This is a genomic window from Hydrogenophaga sp. LT287 (genome assembly GCF_055702805.1).
In genome coordinates, this window is the sequence record NZ_JBVPZC010000002.1 from 73010 (window position 1) to 88639 (window position 15630).

Annotated in this window: 15 protein-coding genes and 1 tRNA gene; 1 reads left to right on the forward strand and 15 read right to left on the reverse strand. The window is 61.7% G+C overall.

Translation table 11 applies throughout. The features are described from left to right. Nucleotides 1-6: 6 nt before the first annotated feature. The 15 genes from nuoF to tsaD form a co-directional block, all read right to left on the reverse strand. The gene (gene nuoF, locus AC0GNR_RS02200; protein WP_472899375.1) at nt 7-1383 is read right to left on the reverse strand and encodes an NADH-quinone oxidoreductase subunit NuoF; all 1377 of its coding nucleotides are present in this window, start codon (nt 1381-1383) and stop codon (nt 7-9) included. A 1-nt stretch (nt 1384) separates the two neighbouring features. Continuing rightward, on the reverse strand, nt 1385-1906 hold the full coding sequence (gene nuoE, locus AC0GNR_RS02205; protein ID WP_472899376.1) for an NADH-quinone oxidoreductase subunit NuoE: 522 nt from the start codon (nt 1904-1906) through the stop codon (nt 1385-1387). Next, on the reverse strand, nt 1903-3156 hold the full coding sequence (locus AC0GNR_RS02210; RefSeq protein ID WP_472899377.1) for an NADH-quinone oxidoreductase subunit D: 1254 nt from the start codon (nt 3154-3156) through the stop codon (nt 1903-1905). Before AC0GNR_RS02210 ends, nuoE begins: the two co-directional genes overlap by 4 nt. A 23-nt stretch (nt 3157-3179) precedes the next feature. After that, nucleotides 3180-3800 (reverse strand): NADH-quinone oxidoreductase subunit C, encoded by a 621-nt coding sequence (locus AC0GNR_RS02215; protein ID WP_472899378.1) that lies wholly within the window; start codon nt 3798-3800, stop codon nt 3180-3182. A 44-nt stretch (nt 3801-3844) separates the two neighbouring features. After that, nucleotides 3845-4324, reverse strand: a complete 480-nt coding sequence (locus AC0GNR_RS02220) for a NuoB/complex I 20 kDa subunit family protein (protein ID WP_068175390.1) — start codon at nt 4322-4324, stop codon at nt 3845-3847. 36 nt (nt 4325-4360) lie between these two features. Further along, on the reverse strand, nt 4361-4720 hold the full coding sequence (locus AC0GNR_RS02225; protein ID WP_439114644.1) for an NADH-quinone oxidoreductase subunit A: 360 nt from the start codon (nt 4718-4720) through the stop codon (nt 4361-4363). Nucleotides 4721-4768: 48 nt separating this feature from the next. After that, nucleotides 4769-4853, reverse strand: a tRNA-Leu gene (locus tag AC0GNR_RS02230). Nucleotides 4854-5023: 170 nt separating this feature from the next. Beyond that, nucleotides 5024-5428, reverse strand: a complete 405-nt coding sequence (secG, locus tag AC0GNR_RS02235; protein WP_472899379.1) for a preprotein translocase subunit SecG — start codon at nt 5426-5428, stop codon at nt 5024-5026. A 36-nt stretch (nt 5429-5464) separates the two neighbouring features. Then, on the reverse strand, nt 5465-6211 hold the full coding sequence (gene tpiA / locus AC0GNR_RS02240; RefSeq protein ID WP_472899380.1) for a triose-phosphate isomerase: 747 nt from the start codon (nt 6209-6211) through the stop codon (nt 5465-5467). Between the two features lie 33 nt (nt 6212-6244). After that, nucleotides 6245-7234, reverse strand: a complete 990-nt coding sequence (locus AC0GNR_RS02245; protein WP_472899381.1) for an NAD(P)H-quinone oxidoreductase — start codon at nt 7232-7234, stop codon at nt 6245-6247. Nucleotides 7235-7251: 17 nt separating this feature from the next. Continuing rightward, a complete protein-coding gene (pnp, locus tag AC0GNR_RS02250; protein ID WP_472899382.1) occupies nt 7252-9381 on the reverse strand; it encodes a polyribonucleotide nucleotidyltransferase in 2130 nt (709 codons plus the stop codon). Nucleotides 9382-9646: 265 nt separating this feature from the next. After that, entirely contained in the window at nt 9647-9913 is a 267-nt protein-coding gene (rpsO, locus tag AC0GNR_RS02255; RefSeq protein ID WP_472899383.1) for a 30S ribosomal protein S15, read from the reverse strand. 113 nt (nt 9914-10026) lie between these two features. After that, nucleotides 10027-11235, reverse strand: a complete 1209-nt coding sequence (locus AC0GNR_RS02260) for a pyridoxal phosphate-dependent aminotransferase (protein WP_472899384.1) — start codon at nt 11233-11235, stop codon at nt 10027-10029. A 43-nt stretch (nt 11236-11278) separates the two neighbouring features. Then, nucleotides 11279-12592, reverse strand: a complete 1314-nt coding sequence (locus AC0GNR_RS02265) for a branched-chain amino acid ABC transporter substrate-binding protein (protein WP_472899385.1) — start codon at nt 12590-12592, stop codon at nt 11279-11281. A 218-nt stretch (nt 12593-12810) separates the two neighbouring features. After that, the gene (tsaD, locus tag AC0GNR_RS02270) at nt 12811-13914 is read right to left on the reverse strand and encodes a tRNA (adenosine(37)-N6)-threonylcarbamoyltransferase complex transferase subunit TsaD (RefSeq protein WP_472899386.1); all 1104 of its coding nucleotides are present in this window, start codon (nt 13912-13914) and stop codon (nt 12811-12813) included. A 108-nt stretch (nt 13915-14022) separates the two neighbouring features. On the opposite strand from tsaD, the gene AC0GNR_RS02275 reads away from it, so the two are divergent. Beyond that, nucleotides 14023-15318, forward strand: coding sequence for a nitrate- and nitrite sensing domain-containing protein (locus AC0GNR_RS02275; protein WP_472899387.1), 1296 nt, complete (start codon nt 14023-14025; stop codon nt 15316-15318). Nucleotides 15319-15630: the final 312 nt, after the last annotated feature.

The window sequence follows — 15630 nt, forward strand, 5'->3', positions numbered from 1 at the left end:
TCTTTTTCAGACGTTGGCCGTGGCCATGCGGGTCTTGTGTTCGATGTAGTGCTCGAACTCAGGCCGGAAGTGTTTGATCATGGCGCGCACCGGCATCGCCGCTGCGTCGCCCAGGGCGCAAATGGTGCGCCCCATGATGTTCTCTGCCACGTTGTCCAGCAAAGCCATGTCAGCCGGCTTGCCTTCGCCGCGCTCAATGCGGTCCACCAAGCGCCAGAGCCAACCCGTGCCTTCGCGGCAAGGTGTGCACTGGCCACAGCTTTCGTGCATGTAGAAGTAAGACAAGCGCTTGAGGGATTCGACCATGCATCGGCTATCGTCCATCACGATCACGGCACCAGAGCCCAGCATCGAGCCGGCTTTGGAAATCGAGTCGTAGTCCATCGTGCATTCCATCATGATCGACGCAGGCAACACGGGCGACGAAGAACCGCCAGGAATCACCGCTTTGAGCTTGCGCCCTTTGCGCACGCCACCGGCAAGTTCCAGCAGCTTGGAAAACGGCGTCCCCATGGGAACCTCAAAGTTACCCGGGCTCTCCACGTCACCACTGACGGAGAAAATCTTGGTCCCACCGTTGTTGGGCTTGCCACATTCCAGATAGGCCTGACCACCGTTGCGGATGATCCAAGGAACAGCCGCAAAGGTTTCGGTGTTGTTGATCGTGGTGGGCTTGCCATACAAGCCAAAGCTGGCTGGAAATGGAGGCTTGAAACGTGGCTGGCCTTTTTTGCCTTCAAGGGATTCAAGCAGCGCAGTTTCCTCACCGCAAATGTAGGCACCAAAGCCATGGAACGCATGCAGCTGGAAGCTGAAGTTGCTGCCCATGATGTTGTTACCCAACAAGCCTGCAGCACGGGCCTCTTCCAACGCTGCTTCGAAGCGGTCGTAGGCTTCAAAAATTTCGCCGTGAATGTAGTTGTAACCCACGCTGATACCCATGGCGAAGGCGGCAATCGCCATACCCTCGATCACGATGTGCGGGTTGTACATCAGGATGTCGCGGTCTTTGCAGGTGCCAGGCTCGCCCTCGTCCGAATTGCAAACCAGGTATTTTTGGCCCGGGAACTGGCGCGGCATGAAGCTCCACTTCAGGCCGGTCGGGAATCCTGCGCCGCCACGTCCACGCAACGCCGACTCTTTCAGCGTTGCAATCACCTGGTCCTGCGTCAAACCGGCCACACCGGTGTCGGGATTCGGTGCCGAACCGTCCTGCCCCAAGATTTTGCGCAAGGCTTGGTAGCCACCCCGTGCTTCGTAATCTTTGAGCGACCAGTTGCTGCCGTTCAAATCTGCGTAAATCTGCGGATTGATATGACGACCGTGAAAACACGTTTGCACGCCGGTGGCGCGAAACTGAGAAAAAATTTGCTCGGCGTTCATGTCACTTTGCCTCCGTCGACCGCAAGCCGTCGATCAGCTGGTCGAGTTTGTCGTTGCTCATGAAACTGCACATGTGGCGGTCATTAACCAGCATCACAGGTGAGTCGGCGCAAGCACCCAGACACTCGCTCTGCTGCAAGGTGAACATGCCATCGGGTGTGGTACCGCCCATGGTGACACCGAGTTTGTGCTCCAAGTGTTTCAGCGCTTTGTTGCCATCGCGCAGCTGACATGGCAGGTTGGTGCACACGTTGAGCTTGAACTTGCCCACCGGGTGCTGGTTGTACATGTTGTAGAAGGTGGTTACTTCATGCACGGCAATCGGCGCCATACCCAGGTATTGCGCGATCGCCTTTTCAGCTTCCAGGCTCACATGACCTTGCTCTTGTTGCACGATTGACAGACAGGCCATCACAGCGGACTGGGCCTGGTCAGCAGGGTACTTGGCAACTTCGCGCGCGAAGCGCTGCAGGGTGGCTTCGGGCAGCGATGCCGTTTGCACAGTTTTGATGCCGGAGATCATCGGTCAATCTCTCCAAAAACGATGTCCATGGTGCCAATGATGGCCACCGCGTCTGCAAGCATGTGGCCTCGGGCCATCTCGTCCATGGTGGCCAGATGCGCAAAGCCAGGAGCGCGAATTTTTAAACGGTAGGGCTTGTTGGCGCCATCGCTCACAAGGTAAATGCCGAACTCACCTTTGGGATGCTCCACCGCGGCATAGGCCTCGCCCTCGGGAACATGAAAGCCTTCGGTGAACAACTTGAAGTGGTGGATCAACTCTTCCATGTTCGACTTCATCGATTCACGCGATGGAGCGGCCACTTTGTGGTTGTCGGTGATCACGGGGCCAGGGTTGGCGCGCAACCATTTCACACATTGCTCGATGATGCGGTTCGACTGCTTCATCTCTTCCATGCGGACGAGGTAACGGTCATAGCAATCACCCGTCTTACCCACCGGGATGTCGAACTCCATCTGATCGTAGACATCGTAAGGCTGGGTCTTGCGCAAATCCCACGCGATACCGGAACCACGCAGCATGGGGCCGGTCATGCCCAGACTCAACGCACGCTCGGGCGTCACCACACCAATACCCACCGTGCGCTGTTTCCAGATACGGTTGTCGGTGAGCAGCGTGTGGTATTCACCCAGATAGGTGGGGAAACGCTTGGTGAAATCGTCGATGAAGTCGAGCAATGAACCCTGGCGGTTGGTGTTCAACTCGGCCATGGCCTTGGCATTGCGGATCTTGCTCACGCGGTACTGCGGCATGGTGTCCGGTAGATCGCGGTAAACACCGCCGGGACGGAAGTAAGCCGCGTGCATGCGAGCACCTGACACCGCCTCGTACATGTCGAACAGGTCTTCGCGCTCACGAAAAGCGTAGATCAGGATGGTCGAGCTGCCGCAATCGTTGCCATGCGAACCGAGCCACATCAGGTGGTTCATCAGGCGCGTGATTTCCGAGAACATTACCCGGATGTATTGGGCACGAATAGGCACTTCAATGCCCAACAGCTTCTCAATCGCCAGACAGTAAGCGTGCTCGTTGCACATCATGGACACGTAGTCCAGGCGATCCATGTAGGGCAGCGACTGGATGAAGGTCTTGCTCTCGGCCAGCTTTTCGGTTGCACGGTGCAGCAGGCCAATGTGCGGGTCGGCGCGTTGCACAACCTCGCCATCGAGCTCCAATACCAGGCGCAACACGCCGTGGGCAGCCGGGTGCTGCGGTCCGAAGTTCAGGGTGTAGTTTTTGATTTCAGCCATGGGTATTCCGGTTCGCCTGCGGCTCAGTGCAACCCGCCGTAATTGTCTTCACGGATCACGCGCGGCGTGATCTCTCGCGGCTCGATGCTCACCGGCTCGTACACCACACGCTGGCGCGTGGCGTCGTAGCGCATTTCCACATGACCCGAAAGCGGGAAATCCTTGCGGAAAGGGTGGCCAATGAAACCGTAGTCGGTCAAAATGCGGCGCAGGTCGTCATGCCCCTCAAACACGATGCCAAACAGATCAAACGCCTCGCGCTCGTACCAGTTGGCAGAGGCCCACAGCGACGTGACCGAGGCCAGCACCGGGAAATCTTCTTGCGGGCAAAACACCCGCACGCGCAAGCGCTGGTTGAGACTGACCGACAACAAGTGAACCACCGCAGCAAACCGCAAACCTTCCCAACGCCCATCGCCGTAGGTCTGGTAGTCCATGCCACACAAATCAATCAGCTGCTCGAAACGCGCAACAGGCGCGTCACGCAGGCTTTTCATGACATCGAAATAGCTGGCAGCACTCACCGTCAGAGTCACTTCACCACGCTCTACCGTGATCGACTCGGCACGGTCACCCAGCAAAGCAGCAAGAGAAGCTTGAACCGCCTCAGGCGAAGTGGCGTAGGGCGCGTGTGTATCGCTCATGAAAAGACTTTCTGGGCTCGAACCGGATAGATCACAACAGGCACTCAGGCCCGCGCAATGGTGTTGGTGCGCCGAATTTTTTGCTGCAACTGGATGATCCCGTAAAGCAAAGCTTCTGCCGTAGGCGGACAGCCCGGCACATACACATCCACAGGCACGATGCGGTCACAACCACGAACCACCGAGTAGCTGTAGTGGTAATACCCGCCACCGTTGGCGCAAGAACCCATGGACAACACCCAACGCGGCTCAGCCATCTGATCGTAGACCTTGCGCAGAGCCGGCGCCATTTTGTTGCACAGCGTACCCGCCACAATCATCAGATCTGACTGGCGCGGGCTGGCGCGAAACACTTCGGCACCAAATCGACCAAGATCGTAACGGGCCGTGGCTGCATGCATCATTTCAACCGCACAACAGGCCAAGCCAAACGTCATCGGCCACAGCGAACCTGTCTTGGCCCAGTTCACCACCGAGTCATAACTGGTGGTGACGAAACCCTCTTTGAATACGCCTTCAATCATGAACAGCTCCGGTGTTTGCGCGTGAGGATTGCATACTCATTCCCAATCTAGCGCGCCTTTTTTCCACTCGTAAGCAAAGCCCACGGTCAGAATAGCCAGAAAAACCACCCCAGCCAGAAAGCCCGTCAGACCAATGTCCGAGAAGGCCACAGCCCAAGGAATCAAAAATGCAATTTCAAGATCGAACAAAATGAACAGAATAGCCACCAAGTAGTAGCGCACGTCAAACTTCATTCGAGCGTCTTCAAACGCCTCAAAGCCGCATTCGTAGGGAGAATTTTTTTCCGCGTCGGGGCGGTTGGGGCCGAGTATGTAACCCAGAACCTGCGGAATGATCCCGACCGCAACACCCACCAAAATGAACAAGAGTACGGGAAGGTATTGCTCGAGACTCATCTTGGTAAGTTCCGCTGACATGGCGCATGGGCCATGTTGTCCAAAGATTGGTGCCGACGGCGAGACTCGAACTCGCACAGCTTTCGCCACTACCCCCTCAAGATAGCGTGTCTACCAATTTCACCACGTCGGCTAGGTCTGCATTGTCGGGCTCACGAGGGACTGTGTGAACCTTGTCGACAACCGTTAGAGTTTACCCTGAAACAACCCCATTTTTCAGGGCGTGCGGTGGATTTTCACTGCAATTCAAGACTGCAAAGGCCAGCCGAATTCAATACCCACCACATGCAGGATTCATGCAGCTTACTTGGCTGGAATTTGTGCCGCACCGGTGCCCGTAGGTTGCGTGTCCACCACAGCCGGCGCGGGCACTTGACCCGTGGCCTGGCCCGGAATTTGTGCAGCGGCGGGTACGTCGGCTGGCAGCACCGAGCCTTCGAGCACGCTGCCCGACGCGGGCGCTTCGCGCAGGTTGCCAAAATACGCCAAACCGAGTGTGCAGGTGAGGAACACGCCGGCCAGCACGGCGGTGGTACGTGACAGGAAGTTGGCACCACCAGAGGCGCCAAACAGACTGGCCGAACCAGCACCGCCACCGAAGGCTGCGCCAGCGTCGGCGCCTTTGCCGTGCTGCATCAAGATCAGGCCAATCATGCCGAGTGCGGAAAGAAGCTGCACCGCAAGAAGGATGGTCAACAAAACATTCATTTTTTTCTCCGGAAATAGGTAATTGGTCAGATGCGCTTAGTGCGCAGCCGCCACGATCTGCAAAAAGTCGGCCGCCTTGAGCGAGGCACCACCAATCAGACCGCCATCAATGTCTGGTTGCGCCAGCAGACTGGCCGCATTGGCCGCATTCATGCTGCCGCCATACAAGATGTGCACCCGCTCGGGGTGCTGTGTAGCGGCCGAGAGTTGGGCACGCAACACGGCATGCACTTGCTGTGCCATTTCTGGCGTAGCGGTTTGGCCGGTCCCGATGGCCCACACGGGTTCGTAGGCCACCACAATTTCACTGGTGCAATGCGCCACAGCATGTATCACAGCAGCCAACTGGCGCTTGACCACCGATTCGGTTTGCCCGGCTTCGCGCTCGGCCAGGGTTTCACCCACACACACGATGGGCGTGATGCCGAGTGCCAGCGCACGTTGCGCCTTGGTGGCCACCGTGGCGTCCGTTTCACCATGGTATTGGCGGCGCTCTGAGTGACCCACGATCGCGTAACGGCAGGCGAAATCGCGCAACATGGCGGCGCTGACCTCACCGGTGTAGGCGCCCTGCTCGTGCGCGGAAACGTCTTGAGCGCCCCAAGCGATCGCGCTGTCCTTGAGCAGGGCTTGCAGCTGCGCCAGGTAGGGTGCAGGCGCACACAAGGCCATGTCTGCCGCGGGCTCGGTGCCTTGCAGACCTTCGAGCATGGCTTTGACCAGCGCCTCGTTGGCAGCCAGTGAGCCGTTCATTTTCCAGTTACCTGCGATGAGTTTTTTCATAGCTTTCTCTCGAGCACGGCGTTCAGCCAGCGATCAGGACCATGTCAAGACCAGCTTGCCGATGTGTTGGTTGGACTCCATCAGCGTGTGCGCCGATGCAGCCTCACCCGCGTTGAACACGCGGTAGATGACCGGTTTGATGCGACCACTGGCCAACAGCGGCCAGACGGTGGTGCGCAGACTCTGGGCGATGGCGGTCTTGAAAGCGACCGTGCGTGGACGCAAGGTCGAGCCGGTAATGGTCAACCGCCGGCGCAACACCATGCCGGCATTGATCTCGGCCTTGACGCCACCCTGCACCGCGATGATGACCAAACGGCCATCTTCGGCCAGGCAGTCCAGCTCACGAGCCACATAGGATCCCGCCACCATGTCCAGAATCACATGGACGCCCTGACCTCCGGTGAGCTCAGCCACAGCAGCCACGAAGTCTTGTGTTTTGTAGTTGATCGCGTGGTCGGCACCCAGCGCCAGACATGCGGCGCACTTGTCGTCGCTGCCTGCGGTGGTGATCACCCGCGCACCCAGGGCCTTGGCCATCTGGATGGCGGTCACGCCGATACCACTGGTACCACCCTGGATCAACAGGGTTTCACCAGGCTGCAGTCGCGCGCGGTCAAAAACGTTGCTCCAGACGGTGAAGAAAGTCTCGGGCAAGGTGGCCGCAGCCACATCGTCCAGGCCTTCAGGCACCGGAAGGCACTGCCCGACGGGGGCCACGCAAAACTGCGCATAGCCACCGCCAGCCACCAGCGCACACACCCGGTCGCCCACAGCAAGACCCACAGCCGCCATGGCGGCCGCGTCACCCGACTCGATGACACCCGCCACTTCAAGGCCGGGAATGTCAGAGGCGCCGGGTGGTACCGGGTAGTTACCGGTTCGCTGCAGCACATCAGGCCGGTTCACACCCGACGCGCTCACACGAATGAGCACCTCGCCCTCGCCCGCTACGGGCATGGGGCGTTCGGTCAACCGCAACACGTCGGGTGCGCCGTAGGCGCTGATTTCAACCGCTTGCATGGCCAGAAAACCCCGTCTTATTGCTGCTGTTGCTGCTGACCCTGGTCGCCGCTGTTGCGGTCGATCAGCGCTTTCATGGACAGCTTGACGCGGCCTTTTTCGTCGGTCTCCAGCACCTTGACTTTGACGATCTGACCTTCGCTCAGGTAGTCGGTCACGCGCTCAACGCGCTCGTGGGCGATCTGGCTGATGTGCAGCAGACCGTCTTTGCCGGGCAGCAAGTTGATCAGCGCACCGAAGTCCAGGATCTTGGTGACCGGGCCTTCGTAGACCTTGCCGATTTCGACTTCGGCGGTGATCTGCTGAATACGGCGCTTGGCTTCATCAGCCTTGGCGCTGTCGGTCGATGCGATGGTGATGGTGCCGTCTTCGTCGATGTTGATCTGGGTGCCAGTCTCTTCGGTCAGCGCACGGATCACCGAGCCGCCTTTGCCGATCACGTCACGGATCTTCTCGGGGTTGATCTTCATGGTGAACAGCTTGGGCGCGAAGTTGGACACTTCGGTCTTGGCTTCGCCCATGGCTTCCTGCATCTTGCCCAGAATGTGCATGCGGGCTTCTTTGGCCTGAGCCAGCGCAACCTGCATGATTTCCTTGGTGATGCCCTGGATCTTGATGTCCATCTGCAGCGCCGAGATGCCGTTGGTGGTGCCAGCAACCTTGAAGTCCATGTCGCCCAGGTGGTCTTCGTCACCCAGGATGTCGGTCAGCACGGCGAAACGGTTGCCGTCCTTGATCAGACCCATGGCGATACCGGCCACATGGGCCTTCATGGGCACACCAGCGTCCATCAGCGCCAGGCAGCCGCCGCAGACCGAAGCCATCGACGAGGAACCATTGGACTCGGTGATTTCCGAGACCAGGCGCATCGTGTAAGGGAAGTCTTCTTTGCTGGGCAGCGCGGCGATCAGCGCACGCTTGGCCAGGCGGCCGTGGCCGATTTCGCGGCGCTTGGGCGTACCAAAGCGGCCAGCTTCACCAGTGGCGAAGGGAGGCATGTTGTAGTGCAGCATGAAGCGGTCTTCGAACTCGCCAGCCAGTGCGTCAATGCGCTGAGCGTCGCGGTCGGTACCGAGCGTGGCCACGACCAGCGCCTGGGTTTCACCGCGGGTGAACAGCGACGAGCCGTGGGTGCGGGGCAGCACGCTGTTGCGGATTTCGATGGCGCGCACAGTGCGGGTATCGCGGCCGTCGATGCGGGGCTCGCCAGCCAGAATTTGGCCGCGCACGATCTTGGCTTCGATCTCAAACAACAAAGCTTCAATCGCCACGCCGTCAAAGGCCACGCCTTCGGCTTTCAGGCTCGCCATGACGTCGGCATAAGCCGTGCGGCAGGCCTGGGTGCGGGCCTGCTTGTTGCGAATCTGGTAGGCGGCTTCGAGTTTGGCCTTGGCCAGGCCGTCGATCTTGGCGATCAGGGCTTCGTCTTTGGCAGGCGCTCGCCAGTCCCAGACCGGCTTGCCAGCGTCGCGCACCAACTCGTTGATGGCGGCAATGGCGATATTGCCCTGCTCGTGACCAAACACCACGGCGCCGAGCATGATCTCTTCGGACAGCTGATCGGCTTCTGATTCCACCATCAGCACGGCGCCTTGCGTACCAGCGACCACCAGGTCAAGCTGGCTGTCTTTCAACTGGGTCTGACCCGGGTTGAGCACGTACTGGCCGTTGATGTAACCCACGCGGGCTGCACCAATGGGGCCGTTGAACGGGATACCGGACACCGACAGGGCTGCGGACGTGGCGATCATGGCCGCGATGTCGGCCTGCACTTCGGGGTTCAGGCTGACCACGTGCACGATGACCTGGACTTCGTTGTAGAAGCCTTCAGGAAACAGGGGGCGGATGGGGCGGTCGATCAGGCGGCAGGTCAGCGTTTCGAGTTCGCTGGGGCGGCCTTCGCGCTTGAAGAAGCTGCCGGGGATCTTGCCGGCGGCGTACGACTTTTCGGTGTAGTCCACCGTCAGCGGGAAGAAGTCTTGACCGGCCTTGGCATCGGTCTTGGCGACCACGGTGGCGAGCACCACGGTGTCGTCGATGTTGACAACCACAGCGCCAGTGGCCTGGCGGGCGATTTCGCCGGTTTCCATGGTGACCGTGTGCTGGCCCCACTGGAAGGTCTTGGTGACTTTATTGAACATGCTCATGGGTTTTCTCCTATGGGCCACCCAGCAGAACTGGCGGGCGGCATGGCGTGCAGACCATCTGCACAAAACCCGGAAACACAACCCAGAACACGATGCCATTCCAGAGCCGCTGAACACCGCACGGGCGCGGCCATCAACACCTTTGGAATGACACAGCTTCGCTCTGTTGTTGCTGCTCCGGAATCAAAAAACGTGGCTGACAAACAAAAAACGCCCGAGCCAGCGAACCAACTCAGGCGTTTTGCGTGTCATGCCGTACTCAAAATTACTTGCGCAGGCCCAGCTTGGCGATCAGGGCGATATAGCGCTGAGCGTCTTTGGACTTCAGGTAGTCCAGCAGCTTGCGGCGGCGGCTCACCATGCGCAGCAGACCACGGCGACCGTGGTGGTCTTTGGCGTGGGTCTTGAAGTGGGGGGTCAGCTCGTTGATGCGGGCGGTCAAAATAGCGACCTGCACTTCCGGGCTACCGGTGTCGTTGGCGGCGCGGGCGTTGTCCGCAACAACGGCGGCTTTGATGGTTTTTTCGATCATGTTGAATTCCTTGGGGTGACATGCGTCCCGTCGCAGCCTGCCAGCGCACGGAACGCCAGGCCTGACCGCCGCAACGGGCGTGAGTTGCCGTCTAACCAGACAGCAACCGACAATTATAGCCCAGTCGCTTTTGAACGCTGGTCTCGCAGCCAGGCCTGCAAACGCTCGACGCCCTGCACGAGGCGCTGCGGGTCGCGGCTGGCAAAACACCACCGCAGCCAGCCCGCCGCTTCAGGGCCAAAAGCGCTGCCCGGCGCCAGGCCCAGGCCGGCCTCGCGCACCAACCGCTTCGCCACATCCAGGCAGTCGGGCTGGCCTTCCAGTCGAAAGAAAGCGTACATGCCGCCTTTCGGCATGGCCAGCGTGACGCCGGGTATGGCTTGCAACAGCGGCACCAGGGTGTCGCGGCAGGTTTGCAGGTGGGCCACCAGCGCGGGTGTCACGTCGTCACCGCGCTGCAGCGCCACCACGGCAGCGCGCTGGGTGAACACCGGGGCGCACGAGGTGTTGAACTCAATCAGCTTGCCCACGGCGTGCGTCAGCGCGGGCGGCAACACCAGCCAGCCCAGGCGCCAACCGGTCATGAGGAAGCTCTTGGAAAAACTGTGGGCAACGATCAGGCGGTCGTCCGGTTCGGCTACATCCAGAAAGCTGGGCGCGGCGCCATTGGCGCTGTCAGCGGCGTAATACAGCCGCTCATAAACTTCGTCCGCCAGCACCCAGGTGCCGGTGCGGCGGCAGTGCGCCAGGATGGCGGCCTGCTCGTCGCGGCTGAGCGTCCAGCCGGTCGGGTTGTTGGGCGCGTTCACGATCAGCAAACGCGTGGCCGGGGTGATGGCCGCCAGCAGGGCAGTCATGTCGAGCACCCAGGCGCCCGCGTTGTCGCCGGCGTCGGCCACGGTCAACGACACGGTTTTGACCCGCGCGCTCATGATTTGCGGCTGCGCCACCAGGTTGGGCCAGGCGGGCGTGACCACCACCACCTCGTCACCCGCCTCCACCAGCGCCTGTGACGCCAGCATGAGGCCATTGACGCCGCCCGAGGTGACGGCGATGCGGTCAAACCAATGGTCGACGCCGCGCCCAGGATGCAGACCATGGGTGTAGACCGCAATCGCCTGGCGCAACTCGGGCAGCCCCAGGTTGTGGGCGTAAAAGGTCTCGCCCAGCTGCAGCGAGGCAATGGCCGCTTCGCGGATGAAAGCCGGCGTGACCTCGTCGCTTTCGCCGAACCAGAACTTGAGCACGTCCGGGCGGCCCAGACCTTCGTTGGCCACTTCGCGGATGCGCGACTCTTCCAGGTTCTCAACCACTTGACGCATCAGTCATTTCCTTTGTTCGAGACCCTTCCGGACGGCGGGAGGGTCATGGTCGAACCATGTTACAGCTGTGTGGCTGCTCGGCTTGCTGGGGGCTGATGCTGCGGATGACACGAAAACCATAGCCCGAGCCTTCGACATCGAACCTCACACCGGGCGCGCCCTGGCGGTCCATGACCGCCACCGTCAGCGGCTGCTGAAACTGGTGGTCGGCGGCGCGCATGCGGGCGCGCTGGCCGGCAAAGGTGACGTCGGCTTTTTCGAGCTGGGCGGCGATGTTGGCGGCGTTGATCGGGCTGCCATCGGCGCCCGCGCGCTCAATGGCCTGCGCCAGCGACTCGATCATGAGCTGCATGCGCATGTGCACATAGTCCTCTTCGGGCTTGGGAAAACGCTGGCGGAAGGCTTGGTAGAAGGCTTCCGACTCGCGCGTGGCCACGTTGGGGAACCAGTCGGCCACGGCCACCACTTTGCCGATACCCGCATCGCCAATGGCCGCAGGCGCACCCAGCGCGTTGCCATAGAAGGTGTAAAACGTGCCTTCAAAACCCACTTCGCGAGCGGCTTTCACCAGCAGCGTCAGGTCGTTGCCCCAGTTGCCGGTGAGCACGGCCTGGGCGCCGCTGGCCTTGATTTTGTTGGCATAGGGCAAAAAGTCTTTCACCCGCGCCATGGGGTGCAGTTCGTCGCCCACAATTTTCACGTCGGGCCGCTTGGCCGCCAGCTGGTTGCGCGCTTCGCGCAGCACCGCCTGACCAAAGCTGTAGTCCTGACCGATCAGGTAGATGTTTTTCAGCGCTGCGTCTTCACGCAGCACGCTCATGAGCGCGGTCATGCGCATGTCGGCGTGGGCGTCAAACCGGAAATGCCAGTAGCTGCACTTCTCGTTGGTCAGCACCGGGTCAACCGCCGAGTAGTTGAGAAACACCACCCGGCGCGACGGGTCGCGTTCGTTGTGCTTGTTCAAGGCATCGATCAGGCCCGACGCCGCCGCAGAGCTGTTGCCCTGGGTGACGATGGTGATGTTGCGGTCGATGGCGGAACGCAGGGCTGACAAGGCCTCTTCCGTCTGGCCTTTGCTGTCAAAGCGCTCGATCTGCAAGGGGCGGTTGCCACCGGGCAGCTTCACGCCGCCGCGGGCGTTCACGCGCTCGGTGGCCCACACCAGGTTGCGGAACACGGCCTCGCCGGTGTTGGCAAAAGGACCCGAAAGACCTTCGATCATGCCGATGCGGATCGGGGATGCGCCAGCGGTTTGAACGGCTGGCTGCGCGGCCACCGGCAGGCTCAGACAGGCCGCCATGGCCAGCGCCCAGGTGGTGCAGCGCCGGCGCGAAGAATATGACAAAACGGGTTTCATACGGGTTCCGGTGAAGGTGGGCTGGCGGGTGGCCGGCACAGTTCCCAGGCGGGGTCCAGATGCCCCAATGGGAGCGAGACCCGTGACGCGCTGGGTCGGGGTGGCGCAGTGTAATTCATAATTAACTTTGCCCAGCCACCGGTTTTCGCTGGCCGATGGTCAGCCGCTCATGGCCGAAATGAGCCGCCCGAAGCCTTGCAAATCGGGTGCCAGGCCGATCAGGCGCTGGCTTGTGCCAGCTCGGCCAACGGCCACCGGGGCCGCACGTCAAAGCGGTAGCCGCTGGCGGCAAACGGCTCGTCACCGGTGAACGCTAGGCCGGCCTGGGCCCGCAGGCCAGCGGCCAGGGCGATCATGGCGCCGTTGTCGGTGCACAGGTGCAGCTCGGGGTAGTGCACGCGCAGACCGCTTTTGGCGCAGGCGGCATTGAGCTGCTCGCGCAGCAGCGCGTTGGCGCCCACACCGCCCGCCACGACCAGCCGGCGCAAGCCGGTCAGCTTGACCGCTGCCAGCGACTTCTTCACCAGCACCTCCACAATGGCGGCCTGCACGCAGGCGGCCACGTCGGCCTTCTGCTGCAGGCTCAGCGGGTCGGCCAGGTGCGTGGTAGCCGGGCCGTCCATGCTGGCGTGGGCCAGCCGCTTCACCTGGGTCAACACCGCCGTTTTCAGGCCGGCAAACGAAAAATCGAGGTCGCCGCTGTGCAGCAGCGGGCGCGGCAGCTTGTAGGCCAGCGCATCGCCCTGCTCGGCCAGCTTGGACAGCGCAGGCCCGCCGGGGTAACCCAGGCCGAGCAGCTTGGCCGACTTGTCAAACGCCTCGCCGGCGGCATCGTCGATGGTTTCGCCCAACAGTTCGTAGCGCCCCACGCCGTCCACCCGCATCAGCTGGGTGTGGCCGCCCGACACCAGCAGCGCCACAAACGGAAACTCAGGCGGGTCGGCGCTGAGAAACGGCGACAACAAATGCCCTTCCAAGTGGTGCACGCCCAGCACCGGCTTGCCCAGGGCAAAGCCCAGGGCACAGGCCACGCCCGAACCCACCAGCAAAGCGCCCGCCAGGCCCGGCCCGCGGGTGTAGCCCACCGCGTCCACGGCCGACAGCGGCAGCCCGGCCTGCGCCAACACGGCGTCGGTCAAAGGCAGCACGCGCCGTATGTGGTCGCGGCTGGCCAGTTCGGGCACCACGCCGCCGTAGGCCTGGTGCATGTCAATCTGGCTGTGCAGGGCATGGCCCAGCAGCCGGGGCGTGCCGGTGCCGCTGGCGTCCACCAGGGCCACGCCGGTTTCGTCACAAGACGATTCGATTCCCAAAATCAGCATGCCCGGAGTGTACGGGGCGGCACCGTCGCAGGTGGGTACCCGCCCTCACCGCCCCACCCAAGGCGGCATGTTTGTTGCATACAGCGTCCCCAACATCCCGTGCACTTCATGAAATCTGGTTTGAATTTTCTCGTCGCAGCCAAACGCTGCGAAATCGCTGAGCTGCAGGCGCTGGCGCTCACCAGCGCGCTGGTGAACGTGACCGGGCGGCTGGTGCACGGGCTGCAGCGCGAGCGTGGGCTGTCCAACCTGTACCTGGGCTCGAACGGCGCCCGGTTTGCGCCCGAGCGCCAGGTGCAGATCGGCGAATGCCAGGGCCTTGAAAGCGACCTGCGCGCCTGCTTTGACAGCCTGGACACCGAATCAGCCTCGGTGGGCAATGGCGCGCGGCTGTTCAGCCGCATCGCCTATGTGCTGCACGGGCTGGACGCCCTGCCCGGCCTGCGGGCACAGATTGAAAGCCAGGCCTGGGCGGCCCGCCAAGCCACCGAAGCCTATGTGCGGCTGATTGCCGGGCTGCTGGCAGTGGTGTTTGAAGCGGCCGACAGCGCAACCGACCCGGAGATTTCCCGCCTGCTGGTGGCCCGCTTCAATTTCATGCAGGGCAAGGAGTTTGCCGGGCAAGAGCGCGCAGCCGGCTCAGCGCTGTACGCCAGCGGGCGTGCTGACACCAGCGAGCAGCAGCGATTGCTGCACCTGATCGATTCGCAAGAGCGCTGCCTGCAGGTGTTCGCCGACTTTTCCAGCACCGCGCTGGGTGCGTTGTGGACACAAAACCAGCCCAGCGCCACGCTGGCGGAGCTGGAGCGCATGCGACGCGTGTTGTGCACAGCAACACATGGCGCAGCGCTGGACGCAAAACAGAGCCAGGCCTGGTTTGACTGCTGCAGCCAGCGCATGGACCGCATGAAGCTGGTGGAAGACCAGCTGGCCCAAGAGCTGTTGCGCGTGTGCAAAGACAAGATTGGCGCAGCCCACCGCGACCTGGCAAACTTCACGGCCCTGAGCACCTCAGCGCCCCGCGAATCGGACGCGCTGTCGTTCTTCAAAGACACGCAACCAGCGGGGAGCACCGTGGGCCTGAGCAACAACGCGGGGGCCGCCGGGCTTGCGCCGCCGCAAGGCTATGGGCTGCACCTGGAACGCTCGATTCTGGAGCTGGTGCAAGAGCAGGCCCGGCGCTTGCAAAGCATGGGCGACGAGCTCGACACCGTGCGCGCCAGCCTGAACGAACGCAAGCTGGTGGAGCGCGCCAAGGGTCTGCTGATGGCGCACCGTCAGCTGAGCGAAGAGGAGGCGCACAAAACCATGCGCCAAATGGCCATGAACCAGAACCGCCGACTCATTGAAGTGGCCGAAGCGGTGCTGGCCATGGCCGAAGTGTTGCCGGAGCGGCACCGCTGACAGAGCGCGCACGCTGCAAGCCATGCTGCAGCGCACAAAGACCGTGCCTGCCGCGCACCACGCACCAAAATGAGGCCGCTCTGCCAGCCCAAAAAAGCTGACCATTGACCGCTGCGCCGGCCAGGGCATGCCGTGACAGCGGCATTTTCGTGAATGAAATCAAGGCGAAGCACCATGACACCCCGTGGTAACCCTAGGCCTGGCATGGTCCCTGCTTTAAACCAAGCAAAGGAGTTTGCGCCAACGGCGGCGTGAACCCCGAAGTCTCCCCAGACATTGGACAACGGCGTCCATCACCGACTCGCTCACCGC

Excerpts from the sequence above, each read along its gene's own strand:
- nuoF (WP_472899375.1), bottom strand. The coding sequence starts at position 1,383 with ATGAACGCCGAGCAAATTTTTTCTCAGTTTCGCGCCACCGGCGTGCAA.
- nuoE (WP_472899376.1), bottom strand. The coding sequence starts at position 1,906 with ATGATCTCCGGCATCAAAACTGTGCAAACGGCATCGCTGCCCGAAGCC.
- AC0GNR_RS02210 (WP_472899377.1), bottom strand. The coding sequence starts at position 3,156 with ATGGCTGAAATCAAAAACTACACCCTGAACTTCGGACCGCAGCACCCG.
- AC0GNR_RS02215 (WP_472899378.1), bottom strand. The coding sequence starts at position 3,800 with ATGAGCGATACACACGCGCCCTACGCCACTTCGCCTGAGGCGGTTCAA.
- AC0GNR_RS02220 (WP_068175390.1), bottom strand. The coding sequence starts at position 4,324 with ATGATTGAAGGCGTATTCAAAGAGGGTTTCGTCACCACCAGTTATGAC.
- AC0GNR_RS02225 (WP_439114644.1), bottom strand. The coding sequence starts at position 4,720 with ATGAGTCTCGAGCAATACCTTCCCGTACTCTTGTTCATTTTGGTGGGT.
- secG (WP_472899379.1), bottom strand. The coding sequence starts at position 5,428 with ATGAATGTTTTGTTGACCATCCTTCTTGCGGTGCAGCTTCTTTCCGCA.
- tpiA (WP_472899380.1), bottom strand. The coding sequence starts at position 6,211 with ATGAAAAAACTCATCGCAGGTAACTGGAAAATGAACGGCTCACTGGCT.
- AC0GNR_RS02245 (WP_472899381.1), bottom strand. The coding sequence starts at position 7,234 with ATGCAAGCGGTTGAAATCAGCGCCTACGGCGCACCCGACGTGTTGCGG.
- pnp (WP_472899382.1), bottom strand. The coding sequence starts at position 9,381 with ATGAGCATGTTCAATAAAGTCACCAAGACCTTCCAGTGGGGCCAGCAC.
- rpsO (WP_472899383.1), bottom strand. The coding sequence starts at position 9,913 with ATGATCGAAAAAACCATCAAAGCCGCCGTTGTTGCGGACAACGCCCGC.
- AC0GNR_RS02260 (WP_472899384.1), bottom strand. The coding sequence starts at position 11,235 with ATGCGTCAAGTGGTTGAGAACCTGGAAGAGTCGCGCATCCGCGAAGTG.
- AC0GNR_RS02265 (WP_472899385.1), bottom strand. The coding sequence starts at position 12,592 with ATGAAACCCGTTTTGTCATATTCTTCGCGCCGGCGCTGCACCACCTGG.
- tsaD (WP_472899386.1), bottom strand. The coding sequence starts at position 13,914 with ATGCTGATTTTGGGAATCGAATCGTCTTGTGACGAAACCGGCGTGGCC.
- AC0GNR_RS02275 (WP_472899387.1), top strand. The coding sequence starts at position 14,023 with ATGAAATCTGGTTTGAATTTTCTCGTCGCAGCCAAACGCTGCGAAATC.